The organism is Prevotella sp. SGI.167, assembly GCF_050313615.1.
Taxonomy (GTDB): Bacteria; Bacteroidota; Bacteroidia; order Bacteroidales; family Bacteroidaceae; genus Prevotella.
This window is the reverse complement of the sequence record NZ_JBNPLT010000010.1, coordinates 46,423-66,342: the sequence shown is the minus strand read 5'-3', so window position 1 is coordinate 66,342 and position 19,920 is coordinate 46,423. Positions and strand designations below refer to the sequence as shown.

At 48.1% G+C, this 19,920-nt stretch carries 10 protein-coding genes; 1 reads left to right on the top strand and 9 read right to left on the bottom strand.

Annotated features, from left to right (window positions below; genetic code table 11):
- The 6 genes from ACQRBJ_RS07080 to ACQRBJ_RS07055 form a co-directional block, all read right to left on the bottom strand.
- Positions 1-1,275, bottom strand: coding sequence for a DUF4302 domain-containing protein (locus ACQRBJ_RS07080; protein WP_445303201.1), 1,275 nt, complete (start codon positions 1,273-1,275; stop codon positions 1-3).
- Positions 1,276-1,284: 9 nt separating this feature from the next.
- Positions 1,285-2,181, bottom strand: coding sequence for a zinc-binding metallopeptidase (locus tag ACQRBJ_RS07075; protein WP_445303200.1), 897 nt, complete (start codon positions 2,179-2,181; stop codon positions 1,285-1,287).
- A gap of 24 nt (positions 2,182-2,205) precedes the next feature.
- A complete protein-coding gene (locus ACQRBJ_RS07070; protein WP_445303199.1) occupies positions 2,206-3,783 on the bottom strand; it encodes a RagB/SusD family nutrient uptake outer membrane protein in 1,578 nt (525 codons plus the stop codon).
- An 18-nt stretch (positions 3,784-3,801) separates the two neighbouring features.
- Positions 3,802-7,107, bottom strand: a complete 3,306-nt coding sequence (locus tag ACQRBJ_RS07065; protein WP_445303198.1) for a SusC/RagA family TonB-linked outer membrane protein — start codon at positions 7,105-7,107, stop codon at positions 3,802-3,804.
- 1,084 nt (positions 7,108-8,191) lie between these two features.
- Complete coding sequence (locus ACQRBJ_RS07060; RefSeq protein ID WP_445303197.1) at positions 8,192-10,381, bottom strand: glutamine synthetase III; 2,190 nt, start codon at positions 10,379-10,381, stop codon at positions 8,192-8,194.
- Positions 10,382-10,549: 168 nt separating this feature from the next.
- The gene (locus ACQRBJ_RS07055; protein ID WP_295347011.1) at positions 10,550-11,350 is read right to left on the bottom strand and encodes a hypothetical protein; all 801 of its coding nucleotides are present in this window, start codon (positions 11,348-11,350) and stop codon (positions 10,550-10,552) included.
- 287 nt (positions 11,351-11,637) lie between these two features.
- Here ACQRBJ_RS07055 and ACQRBJ_RS07050 point away from each other — a divergent pair, with 287 nt between their 5' ends.
- Complete coding sequence (locus ACQRBJ_RS07050) at positions 11,638-13,011, top strand: ATP-binding protein (RefSeq protein WP_445303196.1); 1,374 nt, start codon at positions 11,638-11,640, stop codon at positions 13,009-13,011.
- A gap of 273 nt (positions 13,012-13,284) precedes the next feature.
- On the opposite strand, the gene ACQRBJ_RS07045 is transcribed toward ACQRBJ_RS07050, so the two are convergent.
- The 3 genes from ACQRBJ_RS07045 to ACQRBJ_RS07035 form a co-directional block, all read right to left on the bottom strand.
- Complete coding sequence (locus ACQRBJ_RS07045) at positions 13,285-15,225, bottom strand: alpha-L-arabinofuranosidase C-terminal domain-containing protein (protein ID WP_445303195.1); 1,941 nt, start codon at positions 15,223-15,225, stop codon at positions 13,285-13,287.
- 139 nt (positions 15,226-15,364) lie between these two features.
- Positions 15,365-18,634 (bottom strand): glycoside hydrolase family 2 TIM barrel-domain containing protein, encoded by a 3,270-nt coding sequence (locus tag ACQRBJ_RS07040; protein WP_445303194.1) that lies wholly within the window; start codon positions 18,632-18,634, stop codon positions 15,365-15,367.
- A gap of 61 nt (positions 18,635-18,695) precedes the next feature.
- Positions 18,696-19,901 carry a glycoside hydrolase family 88/105 protein gene (locus ACQRBJ_RS07035; RefSeq protein ID WP_445303193.1) on the bottom strand — a complete coding sequence of 402 codons (1,206 nt, stop codon included), beginning with the start codon at positions 19,899-19,901 and terminating at the stop codon, positions 18,696-18,698.
- Positions 19,902-19,920 lie beyond the last annotated feature (19 nt).

Here is a 19,920-nt window from a genome sequence, read left to right as displayed (position 1 = left end):
TTATTTGTTTGGAGTCAAATTAGAAAGATAATACCATTCGATGACAAACACATACTGTCCATTCTCCTTGATAGGCTCTCCTTTTGCGGTACAAGCCAGGGCAATGAATGTATCAGAAGCATAGCCTTCAGAAGCCAGTGTGCCATCGTCCTCGAAGTCACCTTCCTGAGATACGCCGTGCCATACCACGTTCATACCACCCTGTCCGAGCAACGTTCCCTTATTCAGGTCGGCGTTCATCAGCCACAAGGCAGGATATCTACCGCTAGGGTCATCAATCAGCTGAGAAGGCAGGTTGAGTGCACCCGTCTCCGGGTTGAAGCTCAAGCCGATATTATAGGTATATCCGCCAGTGGTGAATGTACCTTTCAGCATGTTCTCCAGGTCTTCCACCTTCGAGATGGTCATATCGCAGGAACCCTGCATGGCTGAGAGTGTCCACTCGCCTACCCAGGTATCGATGCCAGGAGCATAGGAATTCAAGATCAGATTCTCGTTGCCCTTGGCTGTCATTACACCTGCCTTGCTTACCAGGAAGTCCTGTGCCTTATCCTCACCCAGAGCCACAGGCTCGTTAACGGCATGGATACCGGTAGGAGTAACATAGAAAGGCTGCTCTACCATCTGTCCGTCGGCAGTGCGCGAAAGAATGCGGCGTGTGGCGGAATTAATCTCCACCATCTTGCTGGCATCCGAAGAATTGCCCACGCTGTAGTTCACGCCCAGGCGCTTCTGCACGTCGGCGATGCTGTCCAGATAGGAAGTCCAGTCTACGCCGTCAGCCATGCGGGTGAATACCATCTCGTTCTCCCACTTCTTACCTTTTACGAAGATGCTGTCTTCTGTAAGCTTGGTAATCACGAACTCCCAGTCGCCCTGCTCACCTTCTATATTGCCGTATGTAGGCTCTCCCAGGAAATGGAAGATGTCGTTATAGGTGTTGAAAGAGAGCACAGGTCCCATGCTGCGGTCAACGGTATAACTGGATGTGGCGCGCTCGGTAGGTGCAGCAACGGCTGTATCGCCAGCCACGGTCACCTTGCCATTGGCAAACTTCATGAGGAAGGTATAGCCGCCACCGGTCATTCCCTTGCCTGTGAAATAATGAAGCTGCCATCCGTTCTCAGAAGATTCCAGAATCTTCTGGGTATTCTCAACGGTGCTCTCGATGCGGTTGGCAGCCGACTCGTCGAAGAATTCCTTGTCATCGTGCAGACACGACTGCAAGCTCATACTGCCCAACAAGCAAACGATAGCTATAAATATATGTTTCATAAATCTATTCTATTTTAAATGTTCCAAATCCAAAGAACTCAACTCACTGCCTCTACGCAGGATGGCTGCACGCAACACATCGATATCCACGTCCCATGAATCCTGCATGTAGTTTCTCACGATGTTAAGCTTCTGGTTCAATGCAGCTACAGCCTCGTCGCCACCATTCTCCTGGGCATCGTCGAGGATTGCCTGCCACTGCTCAGGAGTATAAGTGATATAGGTAGACAGCATCTCGGCGAAGTCCTCCAAGCCCTCTGACATTGCGTATGGAGTGACAAAGCCCTTGCCGTGAGCCTCAGAATCCTGAATCTGATACCAGTTACCACTCACGTAGCCCGACTCGGTAATCTTATTATAAGAGGTGTCGTAAGGCTTCTTCTGGTTCAGAATGTGGGTGAACTCGTGGTGCATGGTGTGGAAGTAATACTGAGTCATCGATGCATAGCTTGAAAGCATAGCATCGGTCAGGTTGTTCACCATGTAGAGTGTTACCTTCAAGCCGCCCTCGGCAGTACCCAGAACCATGGTTCCGTTGCTGTTGTAAGCCGGACTACCAATCAGGTGGATTACTCTTGGCACATTGTGCTTCACGAAATCAGGACCCAGCACCTCGGCGTATGAATCGAGCCAGAGATACTTGATGATGATAGCCAGCTTGGCAGACTTTGCCGAGTCGGCTGGAGTCAGGGTATAAGTATAGTCAGACTCGATGTCCTCCATCTTATACTTGAAATCGATGTTGTAAGGACTGGTGTAGTTCTTCTGCAACCACAAGTCCAGGCTGTCTCTCTGTGGAGAGGTAACAGGGAAGATGGTTGGATCGTCCGGGTCATTGTCTGAGCAAGACACGAAGCCCAGGCCCATCACCAATGCCAACATCAACATATATATATTATGTTTCATTTCTTACTATTATTTTATGTTTTTTTACTTATTGCGAGGGTTTGGTGTAACACCCGCAGTGATTACATCCTGTGGCAACTGGATGGCGAGACGTGGGTCGCGTGCCTCCATGGTGTCGGTGACGTCTGTAATCTTGTAGTTGCTCTTCACGTCACGGCGATAGATGGTGATGCCGTAGCGCTTCACATCCTGCATGCGCAAGCCTTCGTGAATGGTCATGATTCGGCGCAGGTGAAGGATGCACTGCAGCAAAGGCTCCTCTGTATCCTTGTCGATAGCGAAGCTGGTGTGCAGCGCCTTGCGTGGAGTTGGCTTCTCAGGAGTGTAATAAGCGGTAACAGCGTCGCTGTAGAACTTCTTCACATCATCCAGGGTAAGCTGCACGCCTGTCTTTGAGAAGGCAGCCAACTCGGTGTTCAAATCGTTCAGAGCCTCTGCATAATGACCGAGCAAAGCCTGTGCCTCTGCTCTTATGAGCAGGGTCTCATCGGCTGTAAACTCTGCATATACTGCGTGAGGAGTACCGATACCTGCCTGGATATCACTATACTCGAAATCGTAAGGAACCTTACGTACGATATACTTTGAAAGCGATGCATTAGAGAACACGGTGTAGTTGAACACCTTGTCGCTGAAGCCCCAAGGACCTTCTGACTGAACGGTTTCCTTGGCTGCTACGATGGCACTGTGTGCATACTTGTCACCATACTGGAACGGACCTCCGATGACTCCCCATTCAGAAACAACCACCTGCAGCAGCAGGTTTGCCTTCACAGATGAGTTGATGTAGGCATTAGGCTGAATCTGCTTGTTGGCAGAAAGAGCACCCCAGGTGTTCCAGTCTCTCAGCATACCCTTGGCGTTGCTGCCCAATACCTTGTTGGCATACTCCACAGCCTTGTCATACTTCTGGTAATAGAGGTAGAAACGGGCTGCGAAAGCGGCAGCAGAAGTAGATGTGAAGTGGAACTTAGGCTTGTCGTAGGTAGAACCTACCAGCTTCAAGCCTTCCTGCAAATCCTTGTCAATCTTGGCATAGAGTTCGGCAAGGGTACCGCGGTCGTACTTCACGTGTACATTGGTTTCAACCACCTCTGGGTAAGGAAGACCCAGGTCTGTGGCTGCTGTGGTCTCGTCGTAAGCCATGCAGAATACGTTAGCCAACTGGAACATGGCATAGGCACGACACAGGAGAGCCTCACCCTTCTGAGCAGAATAAGAGCTCTGATCTGCCTGACTGTTGATGTGCTCCAAAGCGATATTGGCTGTGGTAATGGCATCATAGTAGGTTGACCAGTAAGTAGATGGAGCCTCGTAATCACTGGTTTCTGTAATGTCGTCCCATTCGTATGCCTGCTGCTGGAAACGATTGGCTGCATCCCAAACGGTATTCAGGTTGCAATCGGTATTGTCAGAATACATCTCCAGCAGATAGGCTGGATGCACCTGTGGGTAGGCATTAACCAGGAGCTTCGACACATCGGTAGGACTCTGCAAGTCCAGACGGCTATCTGGCTGCTTGTCCAGATAATCGTTGCAGGAAGTCATGCCAGCCGACAGTGCCAACGCTACAATGGCGATATATAATTTCTTTATTTTCATTTTTATTTTCTACAATAATTAAAGTCCAAGTTTCAATGTAAGAGTAAACTGCTTTGGCATTGGCGAAGCCACACCACCCGCATTCATGAACTCAGGATCCTGACCGTTCAGCTTCTTGTCTGCATAGAGCAGCATGAGGTTGGTAGCCTGAAGCTTCAATGAGATGTTGTTCACTGGTGAGTTCTCCAACCAGCGGTGTGGGAAGTCGTATGCCAGTGAAATCTCCTTTAGACGGATGAAGTCACCCTTGGCTGTGCGAACAGAAGTATAGTTGTAGGCATTGTAGGCAGTGCTCAGCAATGTACGGTTCTGCTCATACTCATAACGGCTCACTACACCAGGCACATTGGTAACATTCTCATCACCAGGCTGCATCCAGCGGTTCTTGAAATCGTGGGTCATTGATGTCAAGTCGTTATACTTGGCACTGAAAACCGGGTCAAGACGCACCACGTTGCCGAAGGCGTATGTAAGGAACAGGTTCAGATGGAAGCCCTTATAGTTAAAGGTGTTACCCAGGGAACCATTGTAGATAGGGTCTGTAGAACCCTCGTAAATCAGATAGTCGGTATTGTCACGCTCCTGGAAGTTGAGGTCACCCACGGTAGCCTGGCCCTTCTCGTTGATGCATACAGGATAGCCCTTCTCGTTGACGCCCACGAATGGGATGGAGAACAAGGCGCGGGCTGGATAACCCTGCTTCGCAAAACCGTTACCCTGTACCAGGTCGATGACGCGACCCTGATTGTAGAGGTCGGTAATCTCTGTGCGGTTGTGAGAGTAAATCAGGCTGGTCTGCCAACTGAAATCATTGGTCTTCACGTTGGTAGAAGAGATGCTCAACTCCTCACCCCATGACTTCATGGAACCCACATTGGCATAGGCTGTGCCATAGAGCTGGGTAACGGTAGGAGCAATCTCGTCGAAGTTACGACGCTGATATACATCGAATGTCACGTTCAGACGGTTGTTGAAGAAACCTGCATCCACACCGAAGTTGAACTCGTGCTTCTTCTCGTAGGTAAGCTCATCGTTACCGACTGCTGCTACCACGAATCCCAACTCTTTGTCGGTAGTAGTAGGACGGTAAGGAGTATTCATAGAGAGCTTGGTGAGCGCATTGCAGTAAGATGCATCAGGAGGAGTACCTGTCAAACTGTAAGACACACGGAAGGTGAGGCTTGACAATGGCTTGAGCTTAGGGAAGAAGCTCTCCTCGTGTACGTTCCATGCACCAGACAGGTTCCATGTAGGCATCCAACGTGCCTTGGTAGTACGACCCATCTGGTTAGAACCCTCGTAGCGGAATGTTCCGTTCACTACATACTTTCCGTTGAACGAATAAGTGGCATTGGCATAGAATGCGGCACTGCGTGAATCGGTGTTGCGCAGGCTGTAGTAGTTGGAGTTCTCCTGATCCAACTTCTTGAAATAGAGATACTCAAAGTAAGCAGTCTCGCCACGGTAGTTCATGCCCCAGCCGTTAAACCAGCTGCGGTTACGGCTGATGCTGGTAGTCTCGAGACCACCGAAGAGGTTGACGATGTGCTTATGCGCAAAAGTATGGTTATAGTTGGCTGTGGCACGGAAGTCATAGTCCAACATACGGTTCTCTGTGCGCTGATAGATACCACCCTGCTTCAATACGGATACTGGCAGGGCATAGAGGTCGTCCTTGTCAGTGAAGAGCAGCTTGTTGGCATCGCGAATCAGCGAGTTGTCCATGGCGCGGTAAGCCAACGCCTGGTTTGAATCCTCCAGGATGTTGTGCTCCTGCGAAGAAGTGCTATACTTGATGGCACCCAGTGTAGAGAGTTCCAGATCCTTGAAAGGCTTCCACTTCAGCTCCATCTGGAACTTGGCATCAGCCACGTTCAGGTCGATGTAGTTGCTCTCCAGCTCATGCAGGATGTTGAATGCTGCATAGTTGGCATGATAATAAGTATAAGGATCCAGCGCACGTGATGTGTTCAGGGCGTAAGAATATGGGTTGATATCGAAGTCACGCTTCACCTGACCTGATACCACATCCACATCCTGTCCCAGAGTACCTGGAGCTCTCTGCTTACGGTAAGAACCGCCACCAATCAGGTTGACAGAGAGATTATCCAGAATATGATGGGTCATATTCATGCTCACGGTATAACGATTCACCTTGCTATCCTTGTACCATCCCGGGTCAACCATGGCAGAAAGTGAAGCGTAGTAGTTACTCTTCTCGGTACCGCCGCTCAAGCTAACAGAGTGGTTCTGCATGATGGCAGAAGAGAAAAGCTGCTTAAACCAGTTGGTATTGCGATACTCTGCCTGCTGCAGGTAAGCATTCTGAGCCTCCTGGGTGTTGGCGAGACCAAACATACCAGTGGTGCTGTTGTAGGTGTTGATCATCTCATACATCTTTCCGTATACACCATAGTCGCTGCCATTGAGGATATCAGAAAGATTGAGCCATCCCTTATCCTTCAGCTCCTTGTAGATGGCCATCTGGTCCTGAGAGTTGAGAATATCGAAATTGCCATAAGATGGAATGAGGCGGGTGGTAAACTCACCGGTGTAGTTCAAGTGAGCCTGTCCCTGCTTACCCTTCTTGGTAGTAACGACGATGACACCTGCCATCGCGCGCGCACCATAGATAGATGTAGCGGAACCGTCCTTCAGAATCTGGAAGCTTTCGATATCATCAGAGTTCAATCCTGCGATGGCAGAAGAAATCAGGGTCTCCGGGTCACCGGAAGCCAAGTCGTCTGCACTCACGTCGGAAACATCCTCCATGATAACGCCATCCACTACCCAAAGAGGCTTGGAAGAACCGTAGATAGATGTTGCACCACGCACACGGATCTTCGGAGCAGAACCAAAGGTACCACTCACGTTCTGCACGGATACACCGGCAGCACGACCCTCAAGAGAGCGGCTGATGTCGGCAACACCATTCAATTTAGCTTCCTCGGCGTTTACTCGGTCGGTAGCACCGGTAAATAAGCGTCGGTCTGTTTTCTGTAAACCAGTAACAACTACCTCCTGCAACTGTGCTTCTGGATGAAGCACCACCTTCATGTGGGCAGAGGCAAGTACTGTCTGACTTTTCATTCCCACGTAACTAAACACGAGTTTAGTTCCATTAGGAACATTCAGTTTAAAGTTACCGTCAACATCTGTGACTGTACCCTTAGTGGCTGCCCTCCCAGAAATTAAAACAGAGGCACCAATAATCGGTTCGTTGTCATCTGCAGATATTACGGTTCCAGATACGTCAATCTGGGCAAACGCTGCTCCGATGCTCATCAAGAGACAAACAAAGAAGAGCGAGAGTCTTTTTTCCATAATTTCTCGTCTTTTTTTAAATTATTATAGAATAATGTGATATCGGCTGCAAAATTACAACAAAAATATGAAATATTATCTTTTTTTTGCATAAAATCTTTAAAAATATTCTATTTTTAGTAAGATATATCGAGAAATTAATAAAAAATAGATAGCATAAAACCGCAATAGGGCAACAAAGTATCATCTTGTCATTATACATTCGTCAAAAGCAAAAAGTATGCTTTTCGACCGCAATAAACTGCTGACAGATTACGTTCCTATCGTTCTGCAATCTGAAAAAACTTATTCTGTAAAAGTGCCGACTATAATGATGAGGTAACATCAGGTTCTTCCGTGATAAAAAAAGGGCAACACGCATGTTGAAATCCATTTTCTCACTGCTAGATTACCCCAAACCAAGGAAGCTAATTATGGATATAAATATTTACAACACCCTAGTTTTTTTGAATAACCATACTATTAAACGTATCCCTGTATTTTAATTGAAGTGGGAAAAATGTGGAGTTTTACACATTTTTGATACCTCTTTTGTGTAATTCTCCACATTTTCCACACTTGAATCCATAATTATGGGGCAAAAGAACTAAAAAACAAGCAAGGAAACAAACTTCCTCACGTTCTTTATATTACTTTTAACCAACTTTACCATATTCCCGGAATCTAAAAGGGTGCGTCATAAGATAATTATTCACCCTCTTCTTGTTGTTGGAAAAGACAGGATAAGTTGTTGGAAGAGATAGGATATGTTGTTGAGGTAGTCAGTATCCCCGGTCGCACAACAGCTGTTGTGCGCTTGCATAACAGCTGATATACGCATGCACAACAGCTGTTGTGCATGCGGTGATCAACTGTTATGCGCCAACTATTATCTAGACTTATGACACACCCTCTTTTTAATTAGGCAAAGTGTTAAATCTTGGAAAAACGGACAAAAAGCACGAAGATAGACAGATATTTAGCCAACTTTTTTAACGCTGACAAAAAAGCGTTGATGTTGACTGGAGCAAGGTGATAAAAAAAGAGTGCACTGTAACAAACAATGCACTCTTTTTTATTATCTTAATTCCTAATCCTGGAAATATTATCTGATGAACAGCAGCTCACGATACTTAGGCAATGTCCAAAGTTCATCGGCTACGAGAAGCTCGAGCTTGTCTATCTGATAACGGATTTCCTCCATCTTTGGAGCTACCGTGTCGTGATATGCTACTGCCTTCTCGCGCTCACTCTCTATCTTGTTGGCTACCTTGCGGGCATCTACCAATGCCTCTACACCACGCTCTATTGCCTCGGTGCGCTCGGCTATCTCACGGATAATCTTCACGTTGCGGGCTGTCAGTTTCTTGCCTTCCTCGCCACCGAAGATGTGAATCATGCCCTCTACATTCTTTGCCAGACGGCTCTGATAGTGGGTTGCCACTGGGATGATGTGGTTCATGCTCAGGTCGCCCATCACACGAGCCTCAATCTGAATCTTCTTGGTATAGGTCTCCCACTTCACCTCGTTGCGCGCCTTCAGCTCGCTCTCGCTCATCACGTTGGTCTTGGCAAACATCTCGATGCTTTCCTTGTCCAGATAACGGTCGAAGACTACCGGGCAGGATGCCTCGCAGTCCAGACCTCGCTTCTGAGCCTCTTCCTTCCACTCATCTGAATAGCCGTTGCCGTCGAAGCGGATAGGCTTGCAGGTCTTGATATCCTCGCGTACAATATCTATAATAGCCGATGTCTGGTCCTCACCCTTTGCTATCAAGGCATCTACACGAGTCTTGAAGTCTTCAAGAGCCTCAGCTACGGCAGCATTCAATACGATGAGGGATGATGCACAGTTGGCCTCTGAACCTACAGCACGGAACTCGAAACGGTTACCGGTGAAGGCAAATGGAGAGGTACGGTTGCGGTCGGTATTATCAATCATCAGCTCTGGAATCTCAGGGATATCCAGCTCCATACCCTTCTTGCCAGCCAGAGCAAAGAGTTCTTCCTTGTCTGCCTTCTCGATATGGTCGAGCAGGTCGGTCAACTGCTTTCCGAGGAATGAAGAGATGATGGCTGGTGGTGCCTCGTTGGCTCCCAAACGGTGCGCATTGGTAGCACTCATGATAGAAGCCTTCAGCAGTCCATTGTGCTTGTAAACGCCCATCAGGGTCTCTACGATGAAGACTACGAAGCGGAGGTTGTCCTCCGGTGTCTTGCCTGCTGCATGGAGCAGCACGCCGGTATCGGTGCAGAGACTCCAGTTGTTGTGCTTGCCCGAACCGTTGACGCCGGCGAATGGCTTCTCGTGAAGGAGTACACGGAAACCGTGCTTGTGAGCCACACGCTTCATCAGACTCATCAGGAGCATATTATGGTCTACGGCAAGATTGCATTCCTCATAGATTGGTGCCAGCTCAAACTGGTTTGGTGCCACCTCGTTATGACGGGTCTTGCAAGGGATGCCGAGTTCGAGCGCCTGTACTTCCAAATCCTTCATGAAAGCCTGCACACGCTCAGGGATGGTTCCGAAATAATGGTCGTCCATCTGCTGATTCTTTGCAGAGTCGTGTCCCATCAGGGTACGACCCGTGAGCATCAGGTCAGGACGAGCCGAGTAAAGGCTCTCGTCTACCAGGAAGTACTCCTGCTCCCAACCGAGATTGGTCTGCACCTTCTTCACCTGAGGGTAAAAATAGTGGCACACCTCGGTAGCCGCCTCACTCAGGGTATGGAGCGAGCGGAGCAATGGAGCCTTGTAGTCCAAAGCCTCACCAGTATAGGAAATAAAGATGGTAGGGATGCAGAGGGTATCGTCGATGATAAACACAGGCGATGTTGGATCCCATGCAGAATAGCCACGAGCCTCGAAGGTGTTGCGGATACCGCCGTTAGGGAATGAGCTGGCATCAGGTTCCTGCTGTACGAGCAGCTTGCCAGAGAATTCTTCTATCATGCCCCCCTTTCCATCGTGCTCCACGAAGGCATCATGCTTCTCGGCAGTACCTTCTGTCAATGGCTGGAACCAGTGAGTATAATGTGTTACCCCGTTTTCCTCAGCCCAGAGCTTCATGCCGGCAGCCACGGCATCAGCGATGGAACGGTCCAGACGAGTACCATTATCAATCACATCGATGAGTTTCTCGTACACATCAGATGGCAGATACTTGTACATCTTCTGGCGGTTGAATACATACTTGGCAAAGTACTCCGAAGGGCGCACCTTGGGAGCCTTTACCTCTACAGGTCTTTTCTTAAAGGCCTCGGCTACAACCTCAAATCTCAAATTAGCCATTCTTCTTTTATTATTTATAAGTTTGCGGGTGCAAAGTTACGAAAAAATGAGCAGATTGCTAGCGTTTGAGCGTATTTTTTATGCAAAATTCAAACTTTTCTTGTACATAGCCTGCAAAAGTTCACCGTTCCATGCACCTGCCAACTATTTTTCCCCATCTTGGCAACCTTAGAAGATTCTGCCTACAATCTGCAATTTGAGCACCGGATAGTACTTCCAGTCTTCGATAAACTTGGAGATGTCGTCAGCATCATCGCCCATCGTATCGTCCAACACCTTGTTGATTTCCACCTTCTCATCGTTCTGGTAAACCTTCAGGGTTCCCATAAACTGGCATCCCAGTTCCACACGTACACCTACGCGCTTCTTGGGAACCAGTCTGCCGAAGCCCAGACCCAGATAAGGACGGAAGGAATTGCAGCGGATGTCGCCATGGATATCAAAGTTATCGTCCAGCTTCACGTTATAATCAGCCAGTCCCACGCTGACCAGGTCAAGGATTTCCTGCTTGTAAGCTGGATACTGGTTGGCGAATCTCTCAATCTCGTCACTATGGCCGCTCAGTTTGGCGATTTTAGGATTGCCGAATGAGAAACCACCGGTAAGGAAGAACTTGCTGTTTCCTCCAAAAGGATAGAGATGTGCCTTGACGTTGAAGGTAGTACGAGCGATATCTACCTCGGTATTCACCGTAGCATCTGGGATTCTCACCGCCACTCCCTGCACGTTGAGCGATACATTCGAGTGCAAGTCAACATCGGCATTAGCCTTGATGCTTGGCATGAGACTGACTCCCGCCTCCAGCTCAAGATAATTGGTGAGAGGAGCAGCCACACCCACGTTGATACCCTCAGTACCAGCACCCACATTCAAACCAACATGGTTGAATATTGATCTCTGAAACTGTGCGAAACCACTTGTCACAAACACCAGGCTAAGAACAGCCATCAGAAAGATTCGTCTTTTCATACTCATCTAATTTTAAATTGTTATTATTTCAGTTCTCAATAAAGTCATGATTACTTATTGTTTGCAAAGATACGACTTTTTTCTGATACCACCAAAAATGCCCTGCAGAAATGTGTTAGTAACTTCTGTAACCGCAACCACTGTAACCACCTCTGGGACATATTATTTCTCGGATTTGAGTATTTTATCGCCGATTATTTCTCGGATTTGAGTATTTTAACGCGATTTATTTCTCGGATTTGAGTATTTTCACTACATTTGCACCTGTTATTCAAAGAGTTACGATTATGACAGAATATATACATAGAAACATAGACTCAGAACTCATCGCCTGGAAGGAAGATTCCATGCGGAAACCCTTGCTGCTTCGTGGTGCCCGACAGGTTGGAAAATCATCAGCAGTTAAAAACTTTGGAAAGCAATTCGAGTATTTCGCCGAGGTAAACTTCGAACGTAACAAGGCAATCAAAACCTTCTTCCAGGGGGATATTGACGTACGATTGATTGCTAAAAAAATCAGCAGCTATATCAATGTCCCTATAGAAGCAGGTAAGACGCTTCTCTTTTTCGACGAAATCCAGGAATGCCCTGAAGCCATCATGGCACTACGCTTCTTCAAGGAAGATTATCCTGAGCTGCATGTCATAGCCGCAGGATCACTTCTGGAATTTACGCTTCAGGAACTCCCTACTTTTGGAGTAGGAAGGATTCACTCGCTCTTCATGTATCCGATGACTTTCGATGAATTTCTGTATGCCAATCACGAAGAAGGGCTCATCCTTCTCCGAAATGAAGCATACGGAAACCAGTCTTTAGATCAAGCCTTCCATGATAAACTCGTGGAATACTTCCGCACCTACCTGCTTGTTGGAGGCATGCCGGAATCTGTTCTGGCATGGACCAAGACACACGATTTCAACCGATGCAGAAACATCCAGGAAGACATCATACTGACATACGAAGATGATTTCAGCAAGTATAAAAAGAGAGTCAACCCAAATTTACTGCGCACAACGATGCGTGGTATCTGTCATCAGGCAGGAGAGAAGTTGACATACAAGCAAATATCTGCAGATTATCAGAGTTCACAAATCAGAGAAGCCCTCCGTCTGTTGACACTTGCAGGAATCGTTACTCCTGTGGTCGCTACCTCGGGCAATGGTATTCCGCTGGATGCGGAAGCTGACGAGAAAAGCATGAAGGTTCTCTTTCTGGACCCAGGATTACTGTTAGCTGTGCTTCAACTGGAAGGCGACCTGTCTCAGCAGCTCATAGAACTTATTTTAGCCGGCACCCCTCAGGAACTTGTCAATAAGGGAGGTGTAACAGAAATGGTTGCCGGACTCGAGATGATGCGTTACAAACCATGCATCCAGCGCCAGAAGATGTTTTATTGGGAGCAGAAGGGGAAGAGTGTTGCCGAGATAGACTATCTGGAAATCCACAACATGAAAATTACCCCTATCGAAATCAAATCGGGCACCCAGGGCGGCATGAAGAGTCTCTGGCTATTCATGAGAGAGAAAAAGCTCATCGAAGCCTTCCGTTGTTCCTTAGAGAATTTCGGATCATTTGATTACATTGACAAGCAGGACGATGACGCCATAAGGCATGTCACCATACTGCCTCTCTATGCATTATCCCTATTGAGAAGCCGTTAATAGTCTGCAGAAATACTCAGACCGTATTATGGGCATCGGGTGCCCAAAGTAAGAGCCTGGATTTGGGCATCATCCAAAATTACGTCCCGACGTAGACTTTACCACATGGCAACGTAACCATTCATACGTCCCGACACAGAGATTCCTGCGTCGCCATGTAATTTCAAGGGCATCGGGAGAAAAAAACAATCCCTTGCGGCATCGCTGCCGCAAGGGATTCTCATCATCTTTTTACCTTATACAGAAAACTTGCGTTAAAAAACGCACCAACTCTTAGAATTTATATACCACAAAACTATTTGCCTTCATCTTGACATTCAGGACGTTACCGTTAGCCAGAGCATCAGATACTACAGGAACAACCACGTTCTTGTTGTCAATCTTGTTCTCTGCCTGGATATCGTCGGCATGGAGAACGGTTACCTTACCAGGGTTCAACTTCTTGATGCCATTGAAGGTTACGTTGATTTCCTTCTCCTCGTTAGAAGTGTTGGCAATCTTCACGATGTAGCTCTTGGTTGTCTTGTCGAAACAAGCAGAGGCATAGAGACCATTCTCGCCTGCTACCGCCTTGCCGTTCTCGGTAAGTTTCAACACATTGGTACCCTTGTTCTCGCCGTAGAGCTGCTGAACATAGTAGTTGGCAGAACGGACAGAGCTGAGGTTATCGAACCAGATGAGGTCTGGACGCCACTGCCATCCCTCTACATGAGCGAAGAGAGGTGCATAGGTAGCCTGATAAACCACATCGGCATTACGCTCCAAACCCGTCATGAAAGCAGCCTCAGAAAGCGCAGCCTCCCAAGAGTTAGGATCGTGCTCGGCATGGGCAGCATACTCGCCGGCAAATACCTTAGGACCCTTGCGGTCGTACTTGTCGTAACGGCTGGCATTGTTGCGGAACCACTCAGGGCTCTTGTAGTAATGCTCATCTACCATATCTACGCCCAACTTGCGCATCTGCTCCCAACCATAGTCGAAATCCTTGCCATCAGCAGATGGACCTGATGAACCGCAGATTTTGATCTTAGGATACTTGGCATGAATCTGCTCCATGAACTTCTGCAGACGCTCAGGGTACATAGGTCCCCACTGCTCGTTACCGATACCAATCTGCTTCAGATTGAATGGTGCAGGATGACCCATATCGGCACGGAGCTTACCCCACTTGGAGGTGACAGGACCATTGGCAAACTCGATGAGGTCGAGTGCATCGTCGATATAGCTCTGGAGATCCTTGACAGCCACATGCGCATTAGGATCCTTATCATCATTCTGATACTGGCAAGCCAGACCTACAGAAAGAATAGGTAATGGCTCTGCACCAATCTTCTCTGAAAGAAGGAAATACTCATAGAAGCCCAAGCCCAATGACTGATAGTAGTTAGGGGAAAGGCGATGTGGGAAGGTATCTCTCCAGCGGTTCTCGTTCAGAGGACGGTTCTCTGGAGCGCCCACAGAGTTCTTCCACTCATAACGGGTATCGAGGTCGGTTCCCTCTACGATACATCCGCCAGGGAAACGGAAGATGCCTGGCTTCAAGTCAGCCAAATCCTGTACGAGGTCGGCACGGAGACCATTCCAGTTGTCCTCTGGGAAGAGAGAGATATGGTCGAGGTCTACGCTCTCAGAACCCTTCTCCAGATATACTCGCATCAAACCCTTGGCATCGGTCTGAGGAGAAGTAAGGGTAGCAGTAAGCTTCTGCCATTTATTATTGGTGATGTTGATGACCTGCTTGGCAATGACATCATTCTTTGAATTGACGAGTTCTACGCGAATCTTGCCCTGCTTGCCATCGATGAGATGAAGACGGCCATATACGGTGAAATCGTACTTCATATCCTTCTTCAAGCCCATGCCGAAGAAGCCACGGTTCTCAAGACCAGTCTGCTTCTCACGCGCGCCTGCGCTCTCAAGTGTTACATAATGAGGATTGCGGTCGAAGGCAGGTTTTACGTCGCTGAGGGTTACATTTCCGAATGTATTCCATCCCATCAGACGCTGTGGAAATTCGAAGGAACGGTTCTCTACCATCTCTGCATAAAGACCACCATCGGCACCGAAGTTGATATCCTCGAAGAAGATACCGTACATGGTAGGCTGGATTTCTGCTCCAGGCTTGTTAGCCTGAACAGTAAACTGATGCTGTGCGAAAGCTCCGAGTGAAGACATCGCCAGCAATGCTGCTGCGAAAATTTTTGCTTTTCTCATATTGTTCGTTATTGTTTATTTTTAGGCTGTACCTACACTTTTCCGTGATAGGTGCTGCAAAGATAAAAAAATCCACCCCAAATGAGGTGGATTTTCTGTTTAAATATATTGGATTTTTATCCAATTCCCTGTTTTTCTACTATTTATCTAATGGAATGAGCACGAAAGTGAAGTTCTTATCGCCATAATGGAGGCGATATTTCTCCAAAGGCCATGCACCCCAAGAGTTCTCACCAGCCACACCAGAATGCTCTGCATCGAGGAAGAGATTGGTGAATTTTGACTTCTTCAGGTTGAAACTGTGACGCTGATCCTTGTCATCACCATCATCCAGTTCTTCTGTATCGAAGTGGATAGCGGAAGCATAGAATGGCTTGCAGCTCTTCACCTTGAATCCGAAGCCGGAAGCATCGGTCTGGTTCCACCAGCGCATATCGCCCTTGGTTCCACTCTCCTGTGGACGGATGTATGGGAAGTACTGGTTGTCGGCATCAGCGCTGTAGATTCCGATACGCATGCAGTCCTCACGGTCTGAATAGTTCTCGATAGGACCACGGCCGTAATACTGGCTCTTGTCCATATCGTATGGCAACTGCATCAGCATACCGAAACGGAACAGATCGCTGACCTTGGCATCATCAGAAGCATCAAACTCCTGGCTTACCTTCATCGCACCGGTGTTAGGCATGATGAGATATTCGATTTCCAGCTCGCCCTTCACTTCTGGCATCTCATAGGTTGCACAGATATTGATGGTGTTTGTCTTCTTATCCTTTTCAACAGCTACACCCTTCAGGTTCATGACAGGGTTCTTCCAAACCTTGAACTTCTTCTGCAGACCTGCACCGAAATCATTATCGGTAGGAGCACGCCAGAAGTTTGGCTTCAGGGTACCGCCCTCGCCGAGGAGCGACTTGCCACGATAGGTATATTCAGAGATGAGACCGGTGGTACGGTTCACCTTCACGGTCAGATCAGGAGTAGTAACGGTGATATCCTGCTCGCCCTTCTTGTCGACGAGCTTAGCCTTCACCTTCTTGCCGTCCTGAACTTTAGCCATGTTGTCTGCACAATGACCGCAGCACTTCTTCTCCTTCACTGTCAGCTGGGCATAAGCCACAATCTGACCAGCCTCCATCAGAGGTTCAGCCTTCTTCAGACGGAAGTCGATGTTGAGGAACACCTCCTTGCCCTTTACCTTAGAAAGGTCGTAAGGGATGGTGAAGTTCTTGGTCTGCTGGGCAGCCACTTCGATATCAGCGATGGTACCGTTCTGAGTCTCCACGCCATCCTCAATGAGGCTCCATGCCAAGGCATAGTTGCCTAAATCGCGGAAGAAGTTCTCATTGTGTACACTTACTTCGCCCTTCTCGGCATTCACCATCTTAGCCCAGATGTTCTGATACTGGTAGGCTACCTCGTAGGCATGAGGATTGAGCTGACGGTCTGGACCGATGATACCATTGCAGTTGAAGTTGTTGTCGCTAGGGTCGTAATTGTTGTAATCGCCACCGTAGCAATATTCTATCTTGCGGAGCTCTTCATTGCTCATCTTCTCAGGATTCTTGATGGTCATCGGCTTCAATACCTTGCGGTGCAAACCCTGGTCAACGAAATCCCAGTCGAAACCACCCTGAAGGATAGGATACTTGCGAATCAGATTCCAGTAATCCTTCAGGTTACCGCCTGAGTTACCCATGGTATGGTTGTACTCGCACTGGATGAGCGGCATCGGACTGTTAGGGTCCTTCGCATACTTTTCACAAGCACTTACAGGATAGTACATAGGGCAGAAGATATCGGTACCCTCGCCTCTGCGAGCCTGCTCATACTGAACCGGACGGCTCTGGTCCTGGCTCTTGATCCACTTGTAAGCCTGCAGGAAGTTATCGCCCATCACAGTCTCATTACCCATACTCCAGGTTACGACACTAGGATGATTGAAGTACATGGAAACATTGTGCTGGTTGCGCTCCAGAATCTGCTTGGCAAACATCGGCTTCTTGGCAGCTGCATCATCGCCATACTGGAAACCGTGACTCTCCTGGTTAGCCTCAGCTACCACATAGATACCATACTCATCGCAGAGCTCGTACCAGCGTGGATCATCAGGATAGTGGCAAGTACGGACAGCGTTGATATTCAGGCGCTTCATAATCTTGATATCCTGAATCATGCGCTCCATGCTCAATACGTAACCTCCGTCAGGGTCCATCTCATGACGGTTGGCACCCTTGATAAGCACAGGCTGACCATTGACAAGGAACTGCTTGTTCTTGATTTCCACCTTGCGGAAACCTACCTTGACAGGAGTCATGCTAGCCGCCTTCATAGCGTCCTTCTTCTGAGTACCAATCAGGGAAACCTGCAGTGTATATAAATAAGGTGTCTCGGCACTCCACTTCTGAGGATTAGCTACCTGCAGAGAGAAATTGGCAGTACCGTTCTTAGCCACACCGGTGGTGGTTGCTACCTGCTTGCCGTCCTTATCGAAGAGGGTGAAGACGAGCTTGCCGTTACCCTTTACCTTGGTAGAGATATTGAGCACACCATCCTTGTAGTTGTTTACAAGGTCAGGAGTAACACGGATATCCTCCAAATGCAACTTGGCATCGCGGGCAAAGAGATAGCTTTCACGAGCCACACCGCTCAAGCGCCAGAAGTCCTGATCCTCATCCCAGGAGCCATCGCACCAGCGGAAGGTCTGGAAGGCAATCAGATTCTTGCCCTTCTTCAGATAAGGAGTGATGTCAAACTCGGCAGCCACCTTGCTATCCTCTGCATAACCGGCAAACTTGCCGTTTACATAGAGATAGATGTTGGAAGTAACGCTACCGAAATGGGCTACAACCTGCTTGCCATCCCAGTTGGCAGGGATGTCGATGATACGGCGGTAAGAACCTACATGGTTGTCCTTGGTAGGAACTGCTGGTGGCTGCTGGTCGAAATGTCCGCGCCAGCCAAAGCCTACGTTCACGTATTCTGGATCACCGAATCCATTCATCTCCCAGTTGCCTGGAACATTCATGGTCTTCCATTTGGAATCATCAAGATCTTCCTTGTAGAAGTCGGTAGGACGCTGGTCGGCATTAGCCACCCAGTTGAACTTCCAGGTTCCGTCGAGCGAAAGGAAATACTTGCTTTCCGTCTTGTTCATGTGCAGGATATCCTTGCTCACAATCTTACCGTCTTTCTCAGAAACCCAGTCATCTGCCGGATAGGTGAAGAAATTGGTGTGCAACGGAAAACGATTGATGGCATTCACCTGAAGGTCGTGCCATTCTTTGTAAGTTGGCTGCTGGACGGTCGCCTTATTCAACGACTTAATGGCAGCCTTCGGTTTGGTTGCACCGAAGGTTGCCATAGCCAATCCTGCCAAACTTAATGTAACGAACAGTCTCTGTTTCATGTTTGTCAGTTGTTATTAATACTATTTTAAATTGATATATACCTTATTATATATAAGCATCTTACTTGATGGCAAGATACTTATCATATTCGCAGGCAGTGAGAAGCATGGCTCCCACACCGAAGTTTGCCTGAGAGTTGGCATCAACAGTCTGACCAGGGATGGCTCTCTCGCCGATAGGCTGAACATATCCCACCTTGCCATCAGGCTGAACGGCAGTCTCTGTCAGATAAGTCCAGGCACGGTCGATGACCTTCTTGTACTCCTTCTTGTTGAGATAACCATTGTTGACACCCCAAAGCATACCGTAGGTGAAGAAGGCTGTACCGCTGGTCTCTGGTCCTGGTGCATGATCAGGATCCATCATCGAACGGGGCCAGTAGCCCTCCGGCTGCTGGATTTCAGCTACCGCCTTAGCCAGTTTCTGGAACTTGTCTACGAAGAACTGATAGTGCTGGTAGTCCTTTGGCATATCCTGAAGCACCTTAGCCAAACCTGCGAGAACCCAGCCATCACCACGAGCCCAGAAATCCTTCTTGCCGTTGGCACTCTTGTGCTTTGGATAAACGTACTTGCCATCACGGAAGTAGAGGTTGGTCTCCTTGTCGAGCATAATCTCATCGGTGGTGAGGAGATTATCGTAGAGTTTGTCGAGATACTTGGTATCGCCGGTAAGCTTGTACATCTTGGTCATCACAGGCATCACCATGTAGAGGGCATCGCTCCACCACCAGTAATCTGTTGGCTGAGAGTAAGCCTCGTAGTGCATCACCTCCTTGGCACGCTTCACCATATATTCTGATGCTGCGGCATTTCCCTTGGCGGCCTCGATGTTATAGAGGTCGATGTAGGTCTGGAAGCAGATCTGCCAGTCGCCAAAGAGTACGTGCTGCTTTCCTTCGCCGTATGGCTTATACTTCCACTTGGCTGGGTTTGCCTCTGTAGCACCGGTCCAGTCGTTGTGTTCAGCCCAACGGATAGAGTAGTCGAGCATTTTCTGGTCCTTGAGCATCTTATATACCTCCATGTTGCCGGTATGATAAGCGGCATTGTCCCAGAAGGCACGCACCTCAGGCTTGTTATTGACCTGCCAGTAATTATTCACCTTGGTGATGAGTTCCACCACCTGCTCATGATTCCATTTCCTGGAAGCCTTCACTTCCTTCTTATTCTGTTTCTTGACCTTAACGGTCTTCTTGGCTGGCTGTGCTGCACTCAGAGGCAAAGCCAAGGCTGCAGCTGCCAACATCATCAATATCTTGCGCATGATTAATTATCAATTATAA

Excerpts from the sequence above, each read along its gene's own strand:
- ACQRBJ_RS07035 (WP_445303193.1), bottom strand. The coding sequence starts at position 19,901 with ATGCGCAAGATATTGATGATGTTGGCAGCTGCAGCCTTGGCTTTGCCT.
- ACQRBJ_RS07070 (WP_445303199.1), bottom strand. The coding sequence starts at position 3,783 with ATGAAAATAAAGAAATTATATATCGCCATTGTAGCGTTGGCACTGTCG.
- ACQRBJ_RS07055 (WP_295347011.1), bottom strand. The coding sequence starts at position 11,350 with ATGAAAAGACGAATCTTTCTGATGGCTGTTCTTAGCCTGGTGTTTGTG.
- ACQRBJ_RS07045 (WP_445303195.1), bottom strand. The coding sequence starts at position 15,225 with ATGAGAAAAGCAAAAATTTTCGCAGCAGCATTGCTGGCGATGTCTTCA.
- ACQRBJ_RS07080 (WP_445303201.1), bottom strand. The coding sequence starts at position 1,275 with ATGAAACATATATTTATAGCTATCGTTTGCTTGTTGGGCAGTATGAGC.
- ACQRBJ_RS07075 (WP_445303200.1), bottom strand. The coding sequence starts at position 2,181 with ATGAAACATAATATATATATGTTGATGTTGGCATTGGTGATGGGCCTG.
- ACQRBJ_RS07040 (WP_445303194.1), bottom strand. The coding sequence starts at position 18,634 with ATGAAACAGAGACTGTTCGTTACATTAAGTTTGGCAGGATTGGCTATG.
- ACQRBJ_RS07065 (WP_445303198.1), bottom strand. The coding sequence starts at position 7,107 with ATGGAAAAAAGACTCTCGCTCTTCTTTGTTTGTCTCTTGATGAGCATC.
- ACQRBJ_RS07050 (WP_445303196.1), top strand. The coding sequence starts at position 11,638 with ATGACAGAATATATACATAGAAACATAGACTCAGAACTCATCGCCTGG.
- ACQRBJ_RS07060 (WP_445303197.1), bottom strand. The coding sequence starts at position 10,381 with ATGGCTAATTTGAGATTTGAGGTTGTAGCCGAGGCCTTTAAGAAAAGA.